21 protein-coding genes and 2 pseudogenes are annotated in these 20,487 nt (G+C 71.9%); 10 read left to right on the top strand and 13 right to left on the bottom strand.

Annotated features, from left to right (window positions below; all coding sequences use genetic code 11):
- Nucleotides 1–103 precede the first annotated feature (103 nt).
- Together ACIBMZ_RS01325 and ACIBMZ_RS01320 are read left to right on the top strand one after the other, a co-directional pair.
- On the top strand, nt 104–1,303 hold the full coding sequence (locus ACIBMZ_RS01325) for a glycosyltransferase (RefSeq protein WP_396689980.1): 1,200 nt from the start codon (nt 104–106) through the stop codon (nt 1,301–1,303).
- Nucleotides 1,304–1,316: 13 nt separating this feature from the next.
- On the top strand, nt 1,317–1,457 hold the full coding sequence (locus ACIBMZ_RS01320; protein WP_191088575.1) for a hypothetical protein: 141 nt from the start codon (nt 1,317–1,319) through the stop codon (nt 1,455–1,457).
- A gap of 165 nt (nt 1,458–1,622) precedes the next feature.
- On the opposite strand, the gene ACIBMZ_RS01315 is transcribed toward ACIBMZ_RS01320, so the two are convergent.
- From ACIBMZ_RS01315 to ACIBMZ_RS01295, 5 genes are all read right to left on the bottom strand, one after another.
- Complete coding sequence (locus tag ACIBMZ_RS01315) at nt 1,623–1,946, bottom strand: DUF1416 domain-containing protein (RefSeq protein ID WP_396689979.1); 324 nt, start codon at nt 1,944–1,946, stop codon at nt 1,623–1,625.
- 1 nt (nt 1,947) lies between these two features.
- Nucleotides 1,948–2,796 carry a sulfurtransferase gene (locus tag ACIBMZ_RS01310; protein WP_396689977.1) on the bottom strand — a complete coding sequence of 283 codons (849 nt, stop codon included), beginning with the start codon at nt 2,794–2,796 and terminating at the stop codon, nt 1,948–1,950.
- A gap of 211 nt (nt 2,797–3,007) precedes the next feature.
- Nucleotides 3,008–3,085, bottom strand: coding sequence for an Ms5788A family Cys-rich leader peptide (locus ACIBMZ_RS01305; RefSeq protein ID WP_311202345.1), 78 nt, complete (start codon nt 3,083–3,085; stop codon nt 3,008–3,010).
- Between the two features lie 71 nt (nt 3,086–3,156).
- Entirely contained in the window at nt 3,157–3,942 is a 786-nt protein-coding gene (locus tag ACIBMZ_RS01300; protein WP_396689976.1) for a DUF2993 domain-containing protein, read from the bottom strand.
- A gap of 128 nt (nt 3,943–4,070) precedes the next feature.
- Complete coding sequence (locus ACIBMZ_RS01295; protein ID WP_396689974.1) at nt 4,071–5,105, bottom strand: hypothetical protein; 1,035 nt, start codon at nt 5,103–5,105, stop codon at nt 4,071–4,073.
- Nucleotides 5,106–5,355: 250 nt separating this feature from the next.
- Between ACIBMZ_RS01295 and ACIBMZ_RS01290 the strand changes: the two genes are divergently transcribed.
- From ACIBMZ_RS01290 to mshD, 3 genes are all read left to right on the top strand, one after another.
- Nucleotides 5,356–6,093: a winged-helix domain-containing protein gene (locus ACIBMZ_RS01290; protein ID WP_396689972.1), complete on the top strand. Its 738-nt coding sequence runs from the start codon at nt 5,356–5,358 to the stop codon at nt 6,091–6,093.
- A 111-nt stretch (nt 6,094–6,204) separates the two neighbouring features.
- Complete coding sequence (locus tag ACIBMZ_RS01285; protein WP_396689970.1) at nt 6,205–7,065, top strand: polysaccharide deacetylase family protein; 861 nt, start codon at nt 6,205–6,207, stop codon at nt 7,063–7,065.
- Nucleotides 7,066–7,122: 57 nt separating this feature from the next.
- Entirely contained in the window at nt 7,123–8,049 is a 927-nt protein-coding gene (mshD, locus tag ACIBMZ_RS01280; protein WP_396689968.1) for a mycothiol synthase, read from the top strand.
- Nucleotides 8,050–8,055: 6 nt separating this feature from the next.
- Here mshD and ACIBMZ_RS01275 read toward each other — a convergent pair whose 3' ends face one another.
- Complete coding sequence (locus ACIBMZ_RS01275) at nt 8,056–8,901, bottom strand: NUDIX hydrolase (RefSeq protein WP_396689966.1); 846 nt, start codon at nt 8,899–8,901, stop codon at nt 8,056–8,058.
- Nucleotides 8,902–8,977: 76 nt separating this feature from the next.
- Between ACIBMZ_RS01275 and ACIBMZ_RS01270 the strand changes: the two genes are divergently transcribed.
- Nucleotides 8,978–9,946, top strand: a complete 969-nt coding sequence (locus ACIBMZ_RS01270) for a Gfo/Idh/MocA family protein (protein ID WP_396689964.1) — start codon at nt 8,978–8,980, stop codon at nt 9,944–9,946.
- A gap of 62 nt (nt 9,947–10,008) precedes the next feature.
- On the opposite strand, the gene ACIBMZ_RS01265 is transcribed toward ACIBMZ_RS01270, so the two are convergent.
- The 4 genes from ACIBMZ_RS01265 to ACIBMZ_RS01250 all read right to left on the bottom strand — a co-directional run bounded on the left by ACIBMZ_RS01265 (nt 10,009) and on the right by ACIBMZ_RS01250 (nt 13,271).
- On the bottom strand, nt 10,009–11,016 hold the full coding sequence (locus ACIBMZ_RS01265; RefSeq protein ID WP_396689963.1) for an anion permease: 1,008 nt from the start codon (nt 11,014–11,016) through the stop codon (nt 10,009–10,011).
- Between the two features lie 4 nt (nt 11,017–11,020).
- Nucleotides 11,021–11,647 carry a DUF47 family protein gene (locus ACIBMZ_RS01260; RefSeq protein WP_350699318.1) on the bottom strand — a complete coding sequence of 209 codons (627 nt, stop codon included), beginning with the start codon at nt 11,645–11,647 and terminating at the stop codon, nt 11,021–11,023.
- A gap of 129 nt (nt 11,648–11,776) precedes the next feature.
- Nucleotides 11,777–12,706 carry a PPK2 family polyphosphate kinase gene (locus tag ACIBMZ_RS01255; RefSeq protein WP_396689961.1) on the bottom strand — a complete coding sequence of 310 codons (930 nt, stop codon included), beginning with the start codon at nt 12,704–12,706 and terminating at the stop codon, nt 11,777–11,779.
- Nucleotides 12,707–12,764: 58 nt separating this feature from the next.
- A complete protein-coding gene (locus tag ACIBMZ_RS01250; RefSeq protein WP_396689959.1) occupies nt 12,765–13,271 on the bottom strand; it encodes a DUF402 domain-containing protein in 507 nt (168 codons plus the stop codon).
- A gap of 140 nt (nt 13,272–13,411) precedes the next feature.
- On the opposite strand from ACIBMZ_RS01250, the pseudogene ACIBMZ_RS01245 reads away from it, so the two are divergent.
- Nucleotides 13,412–14,773: pseudogene (locus ACIBMZ_RS01245) on the top strand (ATP-dependent DNA helicase); the annotation flags it as partial.
- A 123-nt stretch (nt 14,774–14,896) separates the two neighbouring features.
- A pseudogene (locus tag ACIBMZ_RS01240) lies at nt 14,897–15,574 on the top strand (ATP-dependent DNA helicase); the annotation flags it as partial.
- Nucleotides 15,575–15,605: 31 nt separating this feature from the next.
- Here ACIBMZ_RS01240 and ACIBMZ_RS01235 read toward each other — a convergent pair.
- Nucleotides 15,606–16,904 carry an AI-2E family transporter gene (locus ACIBMZ_RS01235; RefSeq protein WP_396689957.1) on the bottom strand — a complete coding sequence of 433 codons (1,299 nt, stop codon included), beginning with the start codon at nt 16,902–16,904 and terminating at the stop codon, nt 15,606–15,608.
- Nucleotides 16,905–17,077: 173 nt separating this feature from the next.
- On the opposite strand from ACIBMZ_RS01235, the gene ACIBMZ_RS01230 reads away from it, so the two are divergent.
- Both ACIBMZ_RS01230 and ACIBMZ_RS01225 read left to right on the top strand, forming a co-directional pair.
- Nucleotides 17,078–17,416 (top strand): co-chaperone GroES, encoded by a 339-nt coding sequence (locus tag ACIBMZ_RS01230; protein WP_117229104.1) that lies wholly within the window; start codon nt 17,078–17,080, stop codon nt 17,414–17,416.
- Nucleotides 17,417–17,514: 98 nt separating this feature from the next.
- The gene (locus ACIBMZ_RS01225) at nt 17,515–17,682 is read left to right on the top strand and encodes a hypothetical protein (protein ID WP_396689955.1); all 168 of its coding nucleotides are present in this window, start codon (nt 17,515–17,517) and stop codon (nt 17,680–17,682) included.
- 16 nt (nt 17,683–17,698) lie between these two features.
- On the opposite strand, the gene ACIBMZ_RS01220 is transcribed toward ACIBMZ_RS01225, so the two are convergent.
- Together ACIBMZ_RS01220 and ACIBMZ_RS01215 are read right to left on the bottom strand one after the other, a co-directional pair.
- A complete protein-coding gene (locus ACIBMZ_RS01220; RefSeq protein ID WP_396689954.1) occupies nt 17,699–19,201 on the bottom strand; it encodes a PrsW family intramembrane metalloprotease in 1,503 nt (500 codons plus the stop codon).
- 18 nt (nt 19,202–19,219) lie between these two features.
- Nucleotides 19,220–20,434 carry an aromatic acid exporter family protein gene (locus tag ACIBMZ_RS01215; RefSeq protein WP_396690951.1) on the bottom strand — a complete coding sequence of 405 codons (1,215 nt, stop codon included), beginning with the start codon at nt 20,432–20,434 and terminating at the stop codon, nt 19,220–19,222.
- Nucleotides 20,435–20,487: the final 53 nt, after the last annotated feature.

The following is a 20,487-nucleotide window of genomic DNA, read 5'->3' as shown; positions in this document are numbered from 1 at the left end:
AGAGATCATCGCTCTTGGCGACCGCCGGTACATCACTTAGCGTTAGCAGCACGCCTCAACGCGAGCGGCGTTCACAACCCCTCCCGCCTGCGGATTGGCTGCCATGCTGGAAGTTCTCCTGGCCTCGACCATCACTGTGAGTGCCCTCGCGCTGCTGCTGATCGTCGGGTCGTTCGGGTACGGCTTCGTCCGCCCCGAGGTGGCCCACCGGCCGCGTCACGGGATTCGGCCGCCGCGCTACGGCCCGGTACGCGCCGACCAGGTGGCGGTCCTGATCGCCTGCCGCAACGGCGCCGCGACCATCGCCGAGACGGTACGCGCGGCCCGCGCCACCGGGAGCGACGTGTTCCTGGTCTCCGACGCCTCGACCGACGACACCGCGCGCCTCGCCGAGTCGGCCGGTGCCCGGGTGCTGGCCCTGGCCCGCAACGTCGGCAAGCCGGCCGCCCTGCACGCCGGGTACGTCGAGTTCGGTCTCGGTACGCACTACCGGGCCGTCGCCATCCTCGACGACGACGTGGTGGTCGCACCGGACTTCGTCACCGCCGCCCTGGCCGAGTTGACCGAGGAGGTCGGCATCGCGGTCGGCCACAACGTCACGTGGTGGCCGCCGGAGCGGCGGTGGAACCCGTGGCTGGCCAAGCGCGCCTACAGCTACTGGATGTACCAGGCGGTGATCCGCCGGATCCAGAGCCACTTCAACGTCATGAACTGCATCTCCGGCTCGAACTCGGTGTACCGCACCGAACTGCTGGACACCGTGCTGCCGCAGCAGCCGCCCTACATCGTCGACGACACGTACTGGGTGCTGGAGACACACCGGCGCAACCTCGGCCGGGTCGTGTACGCGCCACGTGCCCTGGCGCACCTCCAGGACCCGACCACGCTGCGCGACTGGTACCGGCAGAACCTGCGCTGGATGTGGGGCACCTTCCAGGGGGTCATCGGGCACCGGGTGGGTCGGCACACCAGCCGCTTCGACTTCGCGTACCTGCTGTTGATGCTGCACTGGGTGCTCTATGTGGCCGGCGGCCCGGTGACCCTCTGGCTGCTCGCCACCGCCGGACCCGGACTGCTGGCCGGGCTGGGACTCATGCTGGCCGGGCAGAGCCTCTGGGTCGGCCTCGCCGCGTGGCGTCTGCGGCACCCCCACCTACCGCTGTTCCTCCCCGTGATCATCGTCGCCGACCTGCTGTACCGGGTGATCCTGGTGCACGCCCTGGTGAAGGCGATCCGAGCGCCAACTGTCGACCGGTGCGTCTGGGACTCCCCGGCGCGCATGGCGGTCGGCGTGAAGGGCTGAGGGAGGTGACAACATGTCCGCGAACCAGGACCTCCCGCTGACCGGTGCCTCCACCGCCACCGTCGGCCTGCTCGGCAGCATCCTGCTGGGGCTCGGTGCCCTGCTGGTGACCGCCGCCAAGTGGGGCGCCAAGGCCCGTCGCAAGATCGGCTGACGTACCGCCAGCACGGCCCGACGTGAAACGGCCGCCGGCATCATGCCGGCGGCCGTTCCCATGTTCGACGCGCCGGTCCCGGTCGCGGAAGGGCGGAGACGGCTCGTGGCCCGGATCCCCCCGTGGTCAGGGGGACGCGGGCCACGAGGCCGATCAGAGCGTGGGTCAGTCGGTGACCGTGACGGTCACCTCGTTGACACCCCGTCCGGCGGCCACGGCGGTGTCGCCGTTGCCGTGCCGGGACAGGGCCCGCAGGGTCCAGTTCCCAGGAGCGGCGAAGAACCGGAACTGACCGGCCGGAGAGGTCACCACCTCGGCGGTGAACTCGCCGGTCGAGTCGAGCAGCCGGACGTACGCGCCCGGCACCGGGTCACCCTCGGCGGAGCGGACGAGGCCGGTGATGACCGTCTCCTTCTCCAGGTCGATGCTGGCCGGCAACGGCGCGGCCTGATCCGGTGCGGCGCAACCGGCGGCGGTCGGAGCGGTCATCTCAGGCCTCCCCGGGCTCGTCGCCGAGCGCCACCGGCACGCCGACCAGCGAGCCGTACTCGGTCCAGGATCCGTCGTAGTTCTTCACGTTGCGGTGGCCGAGCAGCTCCTGGAGGACGAACCAGGTGTGCGAGGAGCGCTCGCCGATCCGGCAGTACGCGATGGTTTCCTTGCCGTCGTCCAGCCCGGCCTCGCCGTAGATCTTGCGCAGCTCGTCGTCGGACTTGAAGGTGCCGTCCTCGTTGGCCGCCTTCGACCACGGCACGCTGATCGCGGTGGGGATGTGGCCACCCCGCTGGGCCTGCTCCTGCGGCAGGTGGGCGGGGGCGAGCAGGCGACCGGCGAACTCGTCGGGGCTGCGCACGTCGACCAGGTTCTTGACGCCGATCGCGGCGACGACCTCGTCGCGGAAGGCCCGGATGGTGTTGTCCGGCTCCTGCGCGACGTACTGCGTCGCCGGGCGGGTCACCTCGTCGCGGACCAGCGGACGGCCGTCCAGCTCCCACTTCTTGCGACCGCCGTCGAGCAGCTTGACGTCGCCGTGGCCGTAGAGCTTGAAGTACCAGTACGCGTACGCGGCGAACCAGTTGTTGTTGCCGCCGTACAGGACGACGACGTCGTCGTTGCTGATGCCGCGCTCGGAGAGCAGCGCCTCGAACTGGGTCTTGTTGACGAAGTCCCGGCGGACCGGGTCCTGCAGGTCGTTCTTCCAGTCGAGCTTGATCGCGCCGGCGATGTGACCGGTGTGGTAGGCCGAGGTGTCCTCGTCGACCTCGACGAAGACGACGCCCGGGGCGTCGAGGTTCTTCTCGGCCCACTCGGCCGAGACGAGTGCGGTGTCGCGACTCATCAGATCACTCCCTGGTGAGGATGGATGGTGAGCCAGCGCGCGGAAATCGCTGTTCGAAAGGAGTCGCACCACGCGCGGGACCCATAGCTAGGAACGGATCACGGGATTCGTGCGACGGCGCCGCTGCCGGGCGTCCGGTGGGGTGCACCGGGATCAGGTACGCGTACCCCTGGTGCCGTAGGCCGCTAGGCGGCCCGAAACAGCCCCGCCGTCAGATGACGGGGCGACACAGGCAGGTGGCCACGCGGCACAGGTCGACCGCGCGCCGTTTGGTGAGGAGCGTCCCCATGACCAGGGAGCCTACCAGCGATCTCACGAATCTCCAGGGGCCCGACCACCATCCGGGACTGGCCCGGATGGTCAGCCGACCGAGTTGATCGGTACGTCCCGTGCGTCCGCGGTCACCGTCAGCCCCTCCGGCCTCGGCACGACCTCCCGGACGGTGAGCTGGAACGGCAGTTCCGGCAGGGGTACGTCGACCGAGATGCTGCGGGCGAAATTGTTCAGCAGAGTGCGGGCGATCGCGACGTTGGGCAGGCCCTCGGCGTTCAGGTCGTCGAAACGGAGCGCGATCTGCCCCTGCTCCCCGACGACGATCTCGGCGATGCCGGTGACCGTGAGGCGCTGGCCGAGGACCTCCAGCGGCGCGGTCACCGCGAGTTTCCCGTCCTGCTCGGCGAGGGCCAGCCCGTCCCGGTCGAGCAACGCGGCGAGACTCTGGTAGCTGATCGTGCCGGTCCCGTTGACCGTCTCGGCGACGACGTCGCCCTGGCCGGTGCGCAGCGTGTCCAGCGAGGCGCGGACGTTGCGGGCGTCCACGTCCAGGCTGGGCAGCGCGACCGCGTCACCCTGCACCGAGCCCTGCACGTCGCGCAGCCGGATGGTGATCCGTTCGTACCGGCCGTCGAGCACCTGGTTGAGGAAGGGGAACCCGCCCACCTCGACCTCGGGCGGGGCGGACTGCGCACCCTGCTGGGCCACCTGCTGGCGGACCTCGTCGGCGATGGTGCGTTCGGCCACGTTCGCCGCGACCCGGTCGGCGATCACCAGCAGCCCGACGAGGACGAGCAGCAGGACGACGAAGCCGATCAGTACCTTGCGCCCCCGTCGCCGCGGGCGCCGTCCATAGGTCTGCTCGTGCTCCACGCCTTCTCCTGTCCTGTCGAACGTCGATCCCGGCCGACCGTCGATCCCGGTCGCATCGCCGGCACGCCCCTGCGGCGCACCGGTGTTACCCGATGTCCGGATTCCTCAACCGCCGCCGCAGCGGTCGGCTACAACGCCAGTCGGCACATCAGGTACGCGGCCGGGGCGGCCATCGCGAAGCCGGCGAGCGGACCCTGCACGTGCCGGGCCGCCCACGCGTCGGGCAGTTCGCCCGCCATCATTCGACCGGCCTCGGCGTACCCGCAGGCCAGGTCCGCCAGGACGGCGACGACCGCGGTGACCAGACCGATGATCGCGGCGCGGGTCGGGGTGAACGGGGTGACCAGGTAGCCGCCGAGCAACGCGCTCACGAGCGTACCCACCATCGCGCCACCGACCACCCCGGCGGCCCCACGCGGCACCTGGGGTGCGAGCCGGGGCCAGGCCGCGACGGCGTCGGTCAGCCGGGCGACGGTGAGCGCGACCGTGCTCGCCGCGAGGCAGACCGCGATCGCCTGGGTGCCGGCGGGAATCCGGGTGAGCACGATGAGCGTGGCGAAGGCGACCGGGCCGAGCACGATGGTCGCGGTGGTCCGCACCGAGTCGGTCACCCGCACCCGGTCGACCCGTCGGACCAACTGGCCGAGCACCGCGACGAGCACCCCGCCGACCGCGACGTAGAACAGCGGCAGCAGGCGGGGTTCGGCCGTCCGGATGGCCACGGTGTCCGCCACGGCGGCGACCAGCACGCCGACGCCGATCACCACCGCGGGGGCCGGCGGCCGGTTCACCACCGTCCAGGCGAGCACGAACAGCACCTGGACGAGGAACACCACGATGGCGAAGGGCACCCGGTCGCCGGGCCCGGAGGTCTGTGCGCCGACGATCAGACCGACGCCGAGCAGCGCGGCGAACCCGCCGACGGCGAGGGAGAGCTTCTTGGGTACGTCGACCGGTGGTACCTCGTCCTCGTCCTCCTCCTCGTCGAGCGCGTCGTCGGCACGCCGGGGCGAACCGCCGCGGCGCAGCCGTCGCGGGCCCCGGGAGCGGCCCCGCTCCTCGGGCTCGACGTCCGGACCGGTACGCGGTGCCGCGCCGTCGCCGGGGGGCGCGTCGTCCACCCACGGGTCTCGGTCGGCCTCGGGCGAGTTGGAGGGAAACACGCACCGATCGTGCCAGACCTTCCGCACAACTCGGGTGTCACGGTTTCGGCGACGTTAAAACCTGGGCCGCGATCAGGGGCAGAAGGGGCAAACAGGAAACCGCGTCGGGGTCCGAGCGGGCCCATCGGCTACTCTCAAGCCGAAACCCGCCCGTCAGCGACGCCGGGACCCACGGAAGTTCCCAGCGCCCACTCGCCCTGAGTGCCGCTGGTCGCGTGCGGCCACACCGGCCGCCGGGACGGAGGTGATCGTGGAGATCCTGCTGCTGGTGACCGCACGAGCAGGCGAACCATCCGCAGTGCTGCCCGCACTCGACCTGCTGCCGCACTCGGTTCGCACCGCACCGCGCGACGTCCGCACCCTGGTCGCCGGTCCGAGCCCGGACGCCGTGCTCGTCGACGCCCGCTCCGAGCTGAGCGAGGCGCGGGCGACCTGCCGCATGCTGCACGCCACCGGGCTGGGCGTTCCGCTGGTCGCGGTCGTCACCGAGGCCGGACTGATCGCGCTCAACGCCGACTGGGGCGTGGACGACGTCATCCTCGCCTCCGCCGGTCCGGCCGAGGTGGAGGCCCGGTTGCGACTCGCGGTCGGCCGGTTGAGCAACGCCACGGCCGGTGCCGGCGGTTCGATCCGGGCCGGTGAGCTGATGATCGACCCGGACACCTACGCCGCCAAGCTCAAGGGCCGCCCGCTCGACCTCACCTACAAGGAGTTCGAGCTGCTCAAGTTCCTGGCCCAGCACCCGGGCCGGGTGTTCACCCGCGACCAGTTGCTGCGCGAGGTCTGGGGCTACGACTACTTCGGCGGCACCCGGACGGTGGACGTGCACGTCCGTCGGCTGCGGGCCAAGCTCGGCTCCGAGTACGAGTCGATGATCGGCACCGTGCGCCAGGTGGGCTACAAGTTCGTCGTGCCGTCGAACCGCGCCCTGGCCGAGGCGACCGAGCACGCGTCCCTGGCGATGCACCCCCTCACCGTCGAGGGCTAATTCCCCCATATGCCCCTTTTGGGCGACTCGGCAGTTTTATGGTGACTGCCGAGTTGACCAGCAAAAGGGGCTGCGGTGGGCACGTATTACGGGAGCTCGGCACGACGGTCGGTGAGTACGACACAGGCGGTCGGCATCATCGTGCTCGTGGTGTCCGCGGTGCTCGGCTCGACGTACCTGCTCGGGCGCAACCTACTGCCCCAGGAGCCGCGCGACGACTCCGCGGTCACCGCGACCGGTGCCGAGCATCCCGAGTACGCCGACCAGGCCCCGCCCTCGGCTGACGTACCCACCGGCACGCCCGGTGCCGTCCCGTCCAGCGGTGCTCCGCGCGACCCGGACCACGGCACGACCGAGGACCCCAACTTCGGTCCGATGGGCACCCAGGTCACCACCGGCACCGGCACCGTCGCCCTCACCTTCGACGACGGACCGAACCCGGACTACACCCCGCAGGTGCTCGCCCTGCTGCGGGAACACCGCGTCACCGCGACCTTCTGCCTGGTCGGCCAGAACGCCCAGGCGTACCCGTGGCTCGTCCAGCAGATCGTGGCCGACGGACACACCCTGTGCAACCACAGTTGGGAACACGACGTGACGCTGGGCGCGCGGTCACCGGAACAGATCCGGAACGACCTGCTGCGCACCAGCGAGGCGATCCGCGCCGCCGTGCCGGACGCCCCGATCGCCTGGTACCGCCAGCCCGGCGGCGCCTGGACGTACTCCCTGGTCGCCACCGCCCGCGAACTCGGCATGACGCCGCTGCACTGGACGCTGGACACCTCCGACTGGCAGCGGCCCGGTGCGACCCGGATCGCCGCGTCGGTGCTCGACGGGGTGCAACCCGGCTCGATCGTCCTGTTGCACGATGCCGGAGGCGATCGACAGGGCACAGTGGACGCGCTGTACCGCATCCTGCCCGAACTGAGTGGTCGGCTCGACGTCCAGGCGCTGCCACGTCACGGCTTCTGACCGGTTCCGTCCCGCCCACCGCCGCGATGCCGCCGGTGATCCGGATACCGTGACGGGATGAGCGGCACTCGATCGACCGACGACCAGGTCCACCGCACCGAGCGGCTCGGGCCGACGGAGATCGCCGAGGTGCTGGCGCTGGCCCGGACGGCGGGCGACTCCGACGGCGCAGACCCGCTGGACGAACACGTCCTGCTCCGGCTGCGCGACGAGCGGGCGCCCGCGATCCACCTGCTGACCCGCGCCGACGACGGCACTCTCACCGGGTACGCCCACCTGGACACCGGTGACCCGGCCGGCGGGATCGGCGCGGAACTCGTGGTGCACCCCGCGTACCGGCGACGCGGCCTCGGTCGGTCGCTGGCCCGAGCGGTGGTCGCCGCCGCCACCGGGCCGCTGCGCGCCTGGGCGCACGGTGACCACCCGTCGGCCGCCGCGCTCGCGGTGGACCTCGGCTTCCTCCGCGCCCGGGTGCTCTGGCAACTGCGCCGGCCGCTGACCGCCCCCCTGGACGCACCGCGCCTGCCCGACGGGGTGGAACTGCGCGCGTACCGCCCCGGCCAGGACGACGACGCCTGGCTGGCCCTGAACGCCCGGGCCTTCGCCGACCATCCCGAGCAGGGCCGGTGGACCACCGACGACCTGCGGGTACGCCTCGACGAGCCGTGGTTCGACCCGGCCGGTTTCCTGCTCGCCGTCGAGTCGTCGACCGGCCGACTGCTCGGCTTCCACTGGACGAAGGTGCACGAGCGGGAGGGCTCGGCCCGCATCGGCGAGGTGTACGTACTCGGGGTGGACCCGTCCGCGCACGGCGGCGGGCTCGGTCGGGCACTGACCACGGCCGGGTTGGCGTACCTGCGGGAGCAGCGCGGTCTGGACCGGGTGATGCTCTACGTCGACGAGTCCAACACCGGCGCGGTGGCGCTCTACGAGCGGACCGGGTTCGCCCGGTGGTCCGCCCACGTCAACTACCAGCTCGGCTGAGACGGATCAGCGCGTCGGCGGGGTTTCCAGATAGAAGCGGGGATCAGCCTCGTCGGAGAGGTCCAGGACCGGCGTGATCGGGCTGCCGGCGTCCCGGGCCGCCGCCGCCCGCGCCACCGCCGCCAGGTCGGCACAGGCGGCCACCTCGGCGAGGGTGACCCGGGTCGGCGGCAGCATCGTCAGCTCACCGGCCGCAGCGCGTTCGCAGGCGTCCCCGGGCCTGATCCACAGGGCGTGGTCGGCCTCGCCGGAGACCTCCCGGGTCCGCTGCCCCTCGGGCAGCAACGCCACGAAGAAGTACGTGTCGAAGCGGCGCGGCTCGAAGTCCGGGGTCACCCAGCGGCTCCACGGCAGCAGCAGGTCGGACCGCAGCGTCAGGTCCCGCGTGGCCAGCAACTCGGCGAAGCCGGTGCGCCGCTGCTCCAGGTCCACCCGGGCGGCCTCCCAGCCGTCGTCGCTGACGTCGCCGACGACCCGCCCCTCGTCCGGACCGGCGAGCAGCACGCCGACCTCCTCGAACACCTCCCGGGCCGCCGCGCAGACCACGGCCTGCGCGGCCTGCGGCGCCACGCCGAGTCGTACGCCCCAGTCGGCCGGCTCGGGCCCGGCCCAGCCGAGGTGCGCGGTCGAGTCCGAGGGGTCGACCCCGCCGCCGGGGAAGGCGTACATGCCGCCGAAGGCCATCGCCGCGACCCGGCGGATCAGGTAGACCTCGAAGCCCTCGTCGGCGGGGCGGAGCAGCAGCACGGTGGCGGCCGTCCGGGGCGTCGCGGGGGCCCCGCCCGTCGCCTGGAACCGGCGGGCGTGCTCCACCAGTGCGGGCGGCGCGGGATAACCACGATCCACGGTCATATGCCGAGCTTAGGTCGGGTTCCCGACCGGTGGATCAGCGGTGCCGCCCGAAGGTGATCTTCGGTAGCGTCACGCCATGACTCGTTGGGGCATCCTGGCCACCGGCCACATCGCCGCTCGCTTCGCCGAAGACCTCCGCCTGGTGCCGGGCGCGGAACTGGTCGCGGTCGGCTCACGGACCGCCGAGAGCGCCGAGCGCTTCGCCGAACAGCACGGTGCGACGCGGGCGTACGGCACCTGGAGCGACCTGGCGGCTGACCCCGAGGTGGACGTGATCTACGTCGCCACCCCGCACGCCGCCCACCACGAGGCGGCTCGCACCTGCCTCACCGCCGGCAAGCCGGCGCTGGTGGAGAAGCCGTTCACGCTCGACCTGGCCACCAGCACCGAGCTGGTGGAGATCGCGCGCGCGGGCGGGGTCTTCCTGATGGAGGCCATGTGGATGCGGTGCAACCCGCTCATCCTGCGCGCCTGCGAGCTGATCGCCGACGGGGCGATCGGGACCGTCACCGGCGTACGGGCCGACTTCGGGGTGGCCGGGCCGTTCCCGCCCGAGCACCGGATGCGGGCGCGGGCGCTGGGCGGGGGTGCCCTGCTGGACCTGGGCGTCTACCCGGTGAGCCTGGCCCACCTGGTGCTCGGTGTGCCGCAGCACGTCCGGTCGTGGGCGAAGCTGGGGCCGGAGGGCACGGACGAGAACACCGGCATCGTCCTCGGATACGACTCCGGCGCCGTCGCCACGCTGAGCTGCGGCATGGTCGGAGCGACCGGGCTCACCGCCTCGATCGTCGGCACCACCGGGCGGATCGAACTGCCGGATCCGTTCTTCCGGCCGGACGGCTTCACCCTGCACCGGGCGGACGCACCGGCCGAGACGATCGCCGCCGACCTGGTCGGCAACGGCTACCAGTACGAGGCGATCGAGGTGCAGCGCTGCCTCGCCGAGGGGCTGACCGAGAGCCCCCTGGTGCCGCACTCGGCGACCCTGGAGATCATGACTCTGCTGGACGACGTCCGCGCGCAGATCGGCGTCTCGTACCTCTGACCGGATGTAAGGAAGGGTCCCCTGCTATACACGAGGCGTTAGCAGGGGACCCTTCCTTACATCTAGGAACCGAACAGCGGGCGGACGACGAAGTACATCAGCGCGCCGATCGAACCGGCCGCCGGGAAGGTCAGGATCCAGGCGCCGACGATGTTGCCGGCCACGCCCCACCGTACGGCGGAGAGCCGCTTGGTCGCCCCGACGCCCATGATCGCCGAGGTGATCGTGTGGGTGGTCGAGATGGGCGCGCCGAGGACCAGCGCGTTGAAGTAGAGCACGCCGCTGGCCACGGTCTCGGCCGCGAAGCCCTCCGGCGGGCGCAGGTCGATGATCTTCCGACCGAGGGTCCGGATGATCCGCCACCCACCGGCATACGTGCCGGCGGCCAGCACGGCGGCCGAGGTCCAGAACGCCCACTCCGGGATGTAGGTGGCATCGTCCTGGTAGCCACCGACAAAGAGGGCGAGCACCACGATGCCGATGGTCTTGGCGGCGTCCTGCATGCCGTGGCCGACCGACATGGCCGCCGCCGAGGCGGTCTGCGCCCAGCGGAAGCCCCGGTTCAGCTTGCCCGGGTGCCCCTTCCGGAAGATCCACTGCACGGCGATCATCGCAATGTAGCCGAGGATGAAGCCGACCATCGGCGACAGGATCATCGGGATGATCACGTTCTCGCCGATGCCCGACCAGAGCACGGTGCCGGAGGCCGCGACGGTGGCGCCGACCAGGCCACCGATCAGGGCGTGCGAGGAGGACGAGGGCAGTCCGAAATACCAGGTGATGATGTTCCAGGTGATCGCGCCGATGACACCGGCGAAGACGATGCCGAGGCTGGACACACCGGTGGGCAGAGCCACCAGCCCGCTGCCGACGGTCTTGGCGACCTCGGCGCCGAAGTGGGCACCGATGAAGTTGCCGACCGCCGCCATGGCGAGCGCGACCCGGGGTGTGAGCGCCCGGGTGGAGATGCTGGTCGCGATCGCGTTGGCGGCATCGTGGAAGCCGTTGGTGTAGTCGAACACCAGGGCCACCCCGATCACCGCAAGCACCGCGATGAGCTCGGGACTCACAGGATCAGGACTCCTTGACCGCGATGGTCTCGACGGTGTTCGCCACGTGCTCGAAGGCGTCGCACGCGGCCTCCAGCTCGTCGGCGACCTCCTTCATCTTGAGCACGGTCAGGGCGTCGTACTCGCCGGAGAAGAGCCGCACCAGCAGCATCCGGTACGCCTGGTCGCCGTCGTTCTCCAGCCGGTTGATCTCGATCCAGTAGTCCTCCAGGTCCTTCATCGACTTCAGCCGGGGCATCGCCTCGGCGGTCAACTTGGCCTGCTGGTCGAGGACGTGCACCAGCTCGTGCATCTCCCGGGGCAGCGAGGGCAGCTTGGTCAGCCCGTACAGGTAGAGCAGGTTGCCGACCGCCTCCAGGTGGTCCATCACGTCGTCCAGCAGCGACCCCAGCCGGTAGATGTCCTCCCGGTCGAACGGAGTGACGAAGGTCGAGTTGATCTTCTTGAACAACTCGTGGGTGATCTGGTCGCTGTCGTGCTCGACCTCGGTGAGCCGTTCGCTGACCGACTGCACCTCGACATCGGGCAGGGCCAGCTCGTTCAGCAGCGCGGTACCCCGGACCAGGTTCTGCGCGGCCCTGGTGAAGAGCTCGTAGAAGGCGCCCTCGTTGGGGCGGAATGAAAACCTCACAGCACGGACCTCGTCGTGTCGGTGGTAGGGGTGCAGCCGCCGTCCGGCGCCCTGCTGAGGGAATGCTAGGGAACCCCCGACGCGGCCCTTCGGCGGCCCACCCCTGGCCAGGTGCCATTCACCGCTCGTTCAACTTCTGTTCACCTTCACCAGACCCGTTGTCCTCAGCAATCGCTCCCGTTCCCCCGCGACGTCGAAGTCCGCGGGCGGATACCCGAGCGGGAGGGTGTCGAACGTCTCACGCAGCAGGTGCGCCACCGCCCAGTCCCGGTACCACTTCCGGTCGGCCGGCACCGCGTACCAGGGCGCGGCGTCACTGCCGCACCGACCCAGCAGCTCCGCGTACGCGGCCTGGTAGTCGTCCCAGCGTGCGCGGGCGTCGACGTCGGAGGGGTGGTACTTCCAGTGCTTCGTCGGGTCGTCCAACCGGGCCAGCAGGCGGCGCGCCTGCTCGGTGTTCGAGATGTGCAGGAAGACCTTGACGACGGCCACGTCGCCCTCGGTCAGCTCCCGCTCGAAGTCGTCGATCTCGGCGTACCGGGGGCGCCAGACGCGCTCCGGCGCGCGCTCCTGCACCCGGGGCACCAGGATGTCCTCGTAGTGCGAGCGGTTGAACACCCCCAGGTGGCCTGCGGGCGGCAGCGCCTGTCGGATTCGCCACAGGAAGTGGTGCCGTAGCTCCTCGGCGGTCGGCGGCCCGAACGCCCGGATGTGCACCCCGAGCGGGTTCATCGCGCCGACCACCCGCTTGACCGTGCCGTCCTTGCCACCGCAGTCCATCGCCTGGAGCACCAGCAGCACCCGCCGCCCCGACCCCGGGTCGGCCTTCGCACCGGCGAACAGCATCTCCTGCTGGCGGGCCAACCCGTCGCCGACGAACCTCACCTGCCGACGGGCCCACCCTTTGCGGTCCGGCCCGGTCACCTCCGGGCCGGGCAACCCGGGCGTCGCGCGCGGATCGATCGCCCCGAGGTCGACCGGCCCTCCGGGTGGCACCCGGAGCAGATCGCGTACCGCGCCGCCGACCGGCGCCACCACGTCAGTTCCCTCGTAGCCCATCGCAGCATCATCGCGCGACCACGGTGGTGGCGCGCGGCGACGCCGGAGCAGGCCGGGCTCAGACCACCAGGGCCAACCACTTGCGGTACGAGGCGGCGAACGGCTCGGTGCCGTCGCCCAGCGCGCCGAGCAGCCACCGTGCCGCCGCCTCGGCCTCCACCACCAGGTCGTCGGGGTAGCCGAAGCGGGCCCGGTGCTCGGCGAACTCGTCCTCGTCGCGCAGTTCGACCAGGCCGGTCTCCCGACGCCGGACCACGTCCAGGTCCAGGTCGATCAGGTGCACCGTGTCCTCGCCCTCCCAGCGGGCCGGACTGGTGATGTCGCAGTAGACCTCGCTGGTGCGCGGGGGCGGGTTGAACATGCCGGTCCACCAGGCGTGGTGCGGCACGAGCAGCACGAACGGGATCTGCTCGACCGACGGGCGACCGTGGTAGACGGAACTCGTGCCGGCCGACACGCCGAGCCAGACGCCGAGGTCGTCCTCGGCCAGTCGACGGGCCGGGTAGTCGCGGTGGGCGCTGCCGTCGTACTTGCGGTAGATCACGCGGACCACGTCGCTCGGCATGAGTCGCACCCTAACCGATTCCGCCCACCCGTCGCCGTCAGGAAGTTACCGGACGACGGGGAGAGAAGTGCCCACACCGTGACACCGCAACACGGCCGATCGGTACGGTCCGCGTCGGCCCCGGCGGGTACCGTGCCACGGTGACTCCGCCCCGCACCGCCACCGGCTCCGCCCGCGCCAAGGCCCGCCGTCGAGGTGACCGGCCCGGCGGGGCCGACCTGCTCGCCGCCGCGGTCGGCGCGGTGCCGGGCGGCGCCGCCCGTCCCGGTCAGCAGCAGATGGCCACGGCGATCGAGGAGTGCGTCGCCTCCGGCGACCACCTGCTGGTGCAGGCCGGCACCGGCACTGGCAAGTCGCTGGCCTACCTGGCGCCCGCCCTGACCGTCGACGGTCCGGTGGTGGTCTCCACCGCCACCCTGGCGTTGCAGTCCCAACTGGTCGAGCACGACCTGCCGCGACTGGCCGACGCGGTCGAGCCGGTGCTCGGCCGTCGGCCGACCTTCGCCGTGCTCAAGGGCCGCCACCACTACCTCTGCATGGCCCGCCTGGAGAACTCCAACGAGGACGAGCCGGAGGACACCCTCTTCGACGCCCCGACCGAGCGCCCCGGCGGCGGCACCAAGTGGCTGGGCGAGGCCGGCCGACTCGGCAAGCAGATCCAGCGCCTGCGGGACTGGGCGATGGAGACCGACACCGGTGACCGGGACGAACTCGACCCGGGCGTCGACGACCAGGCCTGGCGGCTGGTCTCCATGCCGGCCCGGGAGTGTGTCGGCGCGAGCCGCTGCCCGTACGGCGCGGAGTGCTTCGCGGAGGCGTCCCGGGCCCGCGCCCGGGAGGCAGACATCGTGGTCACCAACCACAGCCTGCTCGCCGTCGACATGCTCGCCGGACGGCACATCGTCCCGCCGCACAAGCTGCTGGTGGTGGACGAGGCCCACGAGTTGGCCGACCGGGTCTCCTCGGCGGCGCAGGCCGAGTTGACCCCGGAGCTGATCGACCGGTCCGCCCGGCGGGCCCGCCCGTTGCTGCGGCCGGAGACCGCCGAGGCGCTGACCGCGTCCGGTGACGCCCTCGCGGTCGGGCTGGCCGAGGCGCCGGTCGGGCGGATCACCGGCGGCCTGCCCGACCCGCTGCGGGAAGCCTGCACGCTGCTCGACGCGGCGACCCGGGCAGCACTGGACAGCATCGGCGACATCAAGGCCGACGACCCCGACCCGGTGCGCAAGCAGCAGGCCAAGTCCGTGCTGGACGAGCTCTCCACCACCGCCCAGCGGCTGCTGGACGAGGCGGAGCACGACGTGGCGTGGGTGGAGCGCAACGACAACAGCGGGCGGCGCGCGTTGGTCGTCGCGCCCCTGTCCGTCGCCGGCACGCTCGCCACGCACCTGTACGACGAGCGGACCGTGGTGGCCACCTCGGCGACCCTGGCCCTGGGCGGGCGCTTCGACACCGTGGCCCGGGCCCTGGGGCTGGACGCGCCGCCGCCCGCCCCGCCGACACCGGCCGCCGCCGCGCTCGCCGACACCACCCGCCGCCCCCGCACGGCGTCGGGCGGCGCAACGCCGGTCGACACCGGGTCGGGCGGCGATCCCACCGGGTCCACGGCCGAGGCGGCGACCGACTCCGGCGCGGGCTGGCGGTCGCTGGACGTCGGCTCCCCCTTCGACTACCCGCGCCAGGGCATCCTCTACGTGGCCTCGCACCTGCCCCGACCGGGTGTCTCCGGGCTACCGGACGCCGCCGGCGAGGAACTGCTCTCCCTGGTCACCGCGCTCGGCGGCCGTACGCTCGGGCTGTTCTCCTCGCGGCGGGCCGCGCAGCAGGCGGCGGAGCTGCTGCGTGCGCGCACCGACCTGCCGGTGCTGCTACAGGGCGAGGAGGCGCTGCCACTGCTGGTGCGCAGGTTCCGGGAGGAGCGGTCGAGCTGCCTGTTCGGGGTGATGTCGCTGTGGCAGGGGGTGGACGTGCCCGGTGACTCGTGCCAGTTGGTGGTGATCGACCGACTGCCCTTCCCCCGGCCGGACGAGCCGCTGGCCGCCGCGCGGGCGGCGGCGGTGGACGCCCAGGGCGGCTCCGGCTTCGCCGCCGTCAGCGTGCCGATCGCGGCGGTCCGCCTGGCGCAGGGGGTCGGGCGACTGATCCGGGCCACCGGTGACCGGGGCGTGGTGGCGGTGCTGGACTCCCGGCTGGAGACCGCCCGTGGGTACGGCCCGTTCCTGCGTCGTTCGCTGCCGCCGTTCTGGTACACGACCCGTCGTGAGGTGGTCCAGGGCGCGCTGACCCGGCTCGCCGCCGACTGACGCCGACCGGGCCGCGCCGGACCACCATGGGTCAGGGCGCGCGGGAGGCGACGACCACCGCATCCGGCGGGGTGTCCGGCACGCTGCGCGCGGCGAGCCGACGCACCGCCGTGTTGAGCACCGCGATCAGCGGCACGGCGACCAGCGCGCCGGTGATCCCGGCGAGCACCACACCGGCGGCCAGACCGATGATCACCGCGAGCGGGTGGATGGCCACCGCCCGACCCATGATCAGCGGCTGGAGGATGTGGCCCTCCACCTGCTGCACGCCGATCACCACGCCGAGGATGATCAACGCGGTCACCGGACCGCTGTCGACAAGTGCGACCAGCACCGCCACGCCACCGGAGAGGGTGGCACCGACGATCGGGATGAACGCACCGAGGAAGACCAGCGCGGCCAGCGGGAACGCGAACGGGATGTCGAAGATGACGAGGAAGATCCCGATGCCGACCGCGTCGATGAAGGCGACCAGCACCGTGGCCCGCACGTAGGCGCCCAGCGTCGCCCAGGAGGCCCGACCGGCGTCGTCGACCTTCCAGCGGGCCGCCACCGGCAGCAACCGGACCAGGAACCGCCAGATGATGGTGCCGTCACGGAGGAAGAAGAACGCCGCGAAGAGCACCAGGACCGTACCGGTCAGCACCTCGGCCAGGGTCGCGGCGGTGGAGAGCGCGCCGCTGGTGAACCGCTCGGTGTTGTTGTTGACGAACTGCTGGAGCTCCTCGATGTACCGGTCGAGGTCGTTGTCGGACAGGTGCAGCGGCCCGGTCTTGAGCCAGTCCTGGATCTGTTGCAGACCCTGGGTCGACTTCGCGGCCAGCTCCGGCACACCCTTGATGAACTCGTTGACCACCAGTGTCAGCGTGCCGATCACCGCGGCCAGACCGGCGACCAGCACCACCGCCGTCGCCAGCGACCTCGGGAACCGGGCCCGCAGCAGCCACCCGACGGCGGGGGCCAGCAACGCCGACAGCAGCAGGGCCACGGCGAGCGGAATGATCACGATGCTGATCGTGCTGACGACCTTCATCAGCGCCCAGAACACGACGCCGACCACGATCAGCCGCCACGACCACCCGGCGGCGATGCGTAACGCGTGCGGCACGTCCGCGTCGTCGCGACTGGAGGTGGAGACGTGCCCGGACTCCGGGGACTCCTCGTCGACCACGGTGGTGGCCGGTGACGCCGCCGGACCCGGTCGCGACGGCGAGGCCGTGACGGCCGGCTCCGGCACGTCCGGCGGCCGGTTGCGGGCCGCCCGCACGGAATCCCGACCCGACTCGTACGCGCGCCGCACGCGGCTGCGGATCCGCTCGAACCGGCTCACGGGGCACCTCCAGGCAGATTCTCGGCCCGCGCATGGGCGCCAGCGGCGGACAGGATACGTCCGACCGCTCCACGGTAGGGCAAACTTCCGCCACACATTGCCCCCGCGGACGGCTGCCCAACCCGGGTGACCACCGACCGGTGCGCCGGAGGCGACACGGTAGCGTCTGCGGCGTGACAGCCGACCCGAATCTCGACTCCGGCCTGCCCATCCGGCTGCTGCACGACCGCGTGCTGGTCCGGGTGGAGGGCAGCGAGGGCGAGCGCCGTTCCACCGCCGGCATCGTCATCCCCGCCACCGCCGCCGTGGGCAAGCGCCTGGCCTGGGCCACGGCCGTGGGAGTCGGGCCGAACGTACGCTCGATCGTCTCCGGCGACCGGGTGCTATTCGACCCGGACGACCGCTCGGAGGTCGAACTGCACGGGCGCGGCTATGTGCTGCTGCGCGAGCGTGACGTGCACGCGGTGGCCGCCGAGCGGGTCGAGGAGAACGCCACCGGGCTCTACCTGTGACCCCGGCGGCACCGGTTCACCGGGCCTGACACCGTCCGCGTCGTTTGCCACGCTCCCCGGCGGGAAGCCAGCCGCACCACCGGCCCTGGGGAGGGACGATGCCGGTTCTCGTGAAGAAGGTGCTGGCCTGGGGCAGCCTCGCGTTCCTGATCTACTTCATGGCCTTCCGACCGGAGGGCGCCGCCCAGATGTTCCGGTCGATCGGGGCGGCCCTGATGATGATGGCGCAGGGGCTCGGGGACTTCCTGACCAGCCTGATGGCCTGAACGGGCACCCGCCCGCTCAGCGGTGGCCCGGCGGCCAGTGCGCGGGCGGGTGCTGCCCGTGCCAGCCGTACGGGCCGTAGCCGCCGTGGTGGACCGGTGGCGGCGGGGGCTGCGGGGGCGCGAGCACCACCGGGATCGGCACCACCGGCTCCTCCGGTGCCTCGACCGCCCGCTGCGAGCCGTCCGGGAAGCGCAGAAGATACCGCTGTCCGTCCCAGACGCCCACCGGGGTCTGCGGGTCCCGGCCCACGAAGTACGACCGGTACAGGCTGATCGAGTCCAACAGCTCCCGTTCCTCCCGTGCCGTCCGTTCCCGGTCGGCGGGCCGACGGTCCAGGCCCCGCGTCGCGCCGTCGCGCAGCAACGCCAGCCGGGTGGCCGCGAACTGGTAGCCGCGCATCGCCCGCAGCCCGGCCTCGCCACCCACCCGCTGTGCCCACACCCGGGCCGCGTGCCGCCGCCCGAGACTGCTCAGCGCCGCCACCTCCGGCGGGGTCAGCCACCCGGCGCGGACGTAGTCGGGCAGCACCCGCTCGGTGAGCCGGCCCTCCCAGGCCCGCAGCCAGACCGCGAAGCCGACCATGCCGAAGAAGATCGGCACCATCACCCCGACGATGCCGACCACCGAGATCAGCACCTCGCCGGTGGCCTCGGCCAGCGTCGGCAGCAGGTTCCACGCGCCGTGCAGCATCATCGCCAGCAGCAAACCGGCGACCGGGGCGAAGAAACGCACCCGCCGGTCCGCCGACCGGGCGGCGATACCGAGTCCGATACCGGCCAGCGAGGTGAACAGCGGGTGGGCGAAGCCGAACAGCAGGATCCGGCCGATGAAGATGGCGATGACCTGCTGCGCACCGGTCGCCGGGCCGTACTGCTCGACGCCCGAGGCGTAGCCGAGGCCACCGAGGTAGAGGATGTTCTCCACCATCGCGAAGCCGATCGCGGAGAGTCCGCAGTAGACCAGTCCGTCGGTGATGCCCGACCACTCGCGCCGCCGGAAGATCAGCAGCAGGATCGGGCCGAGGGTCTTGGTCAGTTCCTCGATGAACGGCGCGACCAGCACCGCGGTCAGGCCGGCGGGCAGTCCCTGGTCGTCGAACCAGTTGGCGGCCGTCTCGTTGACCAGCAGCGAGATCGAGGTGGAGACAAAGGCGCCCCAGGCGAAGCAGAAGATCAGATACTTCAGCGGCTCGGGTTCGTACCGGTCGAGCCAGAGGAAACAGGCCACCAGCACCGGCACCGGGAGGATCGCGGCGGCGGTGCCGACCAGCAACGCCTCCGTACCGATGCTGGCACCGATGCTGAAGATGATGAAGATCGCGCCGACGGCGATCAGCAGGATCACCCCGGCCAGTACCAGTGCCCGCCGCCAGCCGAACCGGCGACGTGGCATGCCGGGCGTGCCGGGGCCACCGGGTGGTGCGCCGGGCACGGGAGGCGACGGCGGGAGGTATCCGCCGGACGGGGTGTCGGCCATGCGGTCAGCGTAGTCATGCCGAGCCCACCCGGCCCGACGCATCGGCACCACGCCCGCGACTCAGCCGACCGGGGGCGCGGTGGGTGCCTTGGCGGCCGGTTCCGGACCGGCCGGCGCACCGGGTCGGTCCAGCTCACCGAAGGACTGCCGGACCAGCCGGTTCGCCTCCTCCTGACTGATCCCCGAGGCCACCATGAGGTCGCTGGCGGTGGTGCGCACCTGGGCGACCACCACGCTGCCGGAGAACCCGACCCCCTCGGCGTACGCCCGACCGGCCTCGCTCACCGCGCGCAGCGACCGCTCCCGGGCCTGCTCGGGCTCCTCGCCCTGGGCGAACTCCTTCTTGAGCAGGCGGACCGACTCGGCGAGGTGCGCGACCGCGTCCGGCATCGGCCCGGGGACCGGTTCGTCGTCCTCGACCAGGGTGACGGCCCGCCGGATCAGCGTGCCGCTGTTACGCATCGCCCGGTCGATCGGCTCGGCCGCCTCCGCGTAGTGGGTCAGTTCGCTGCGCCGGTGCCAGCGCGCCGGAGAAAGCAGGGCGGTCTCCTTGGCGCCCTCGATCGCCTCGGAGAGCGCGGTCAGCTCCTCCTTGTTGTCCCGCAGCCGGTCCAGCGCCTCCTGGATCCGGTCGCGGTTCCGGTCGCGCAGGCCGTGGGCGGCGTTGTCGAGTTGCTCGGCGAGCAGGTCCAGGGCCGGGCGGGCGGCCCGGTTGAGCACCCGCAGCGGGTTGAGTGGCAGCAGGACCGCGGTGACCAGCAACGCGATGCTGCCGCCGACGAGCGCGTCGATGAACCGGGGGATCTCCAGGTCCTCGACCGAGGGACTGAGCGTCGCGATCAGCACCGCGGTGGCCGCCGCCTGGATGACGATCGCGACGCTGCCACCGGCGAAGATGGTGAGCAGGATCGCCGAGGTGACGATCAGCGCGAGCTGCCACGGACCGGTGCCCAGGAAATAGACCAGCAGGTCACCGACGAAAACCCCGACTCCCACGCCGATGATCAGTTCGGCGGTGCGACGGAACCGTTGGCCCACCGAGACGGCGAGGGTGCCGACCGCCGAGATCGGTGCGAAGACCGGCTGCGGGTTGCCCAGCAGTTCGTGCGCGGCCACCCAGGCCAGCCCGGCCGCGAGACCCGCCTGGAGGGCCAGGGCGAGCGACATCCGTACCCGGTGCAGGCGGTCCTTGAGGGTGGCCTTGCCCCGGTGGTGCAGTTGCGCGACCGTCTCCGAGATCCGCTGGGTGTCCACGTCCGACAGGCCCTCGCGCATGCGGTTGTCGCGCAGCAGGGTGAATCGTCGGTCCCGGGCCACCGCCATGGCCG

This window comes from Micromonospora sp. NPDC049900, from assembly GCF_044461025.1.
In the GTDB taxonomy this organism is placed as follows: domain Bacteria; phylum Actinomycetota; class Actinomycetes; order Mycobacteriales; family Micromonosporaceae; genus Micromonospora.
The sequence above is the reverse complement of the archived record's forward strand: the minus strand, read 5'-3'. Positions and strand labels throughout refer to the sequence as shown.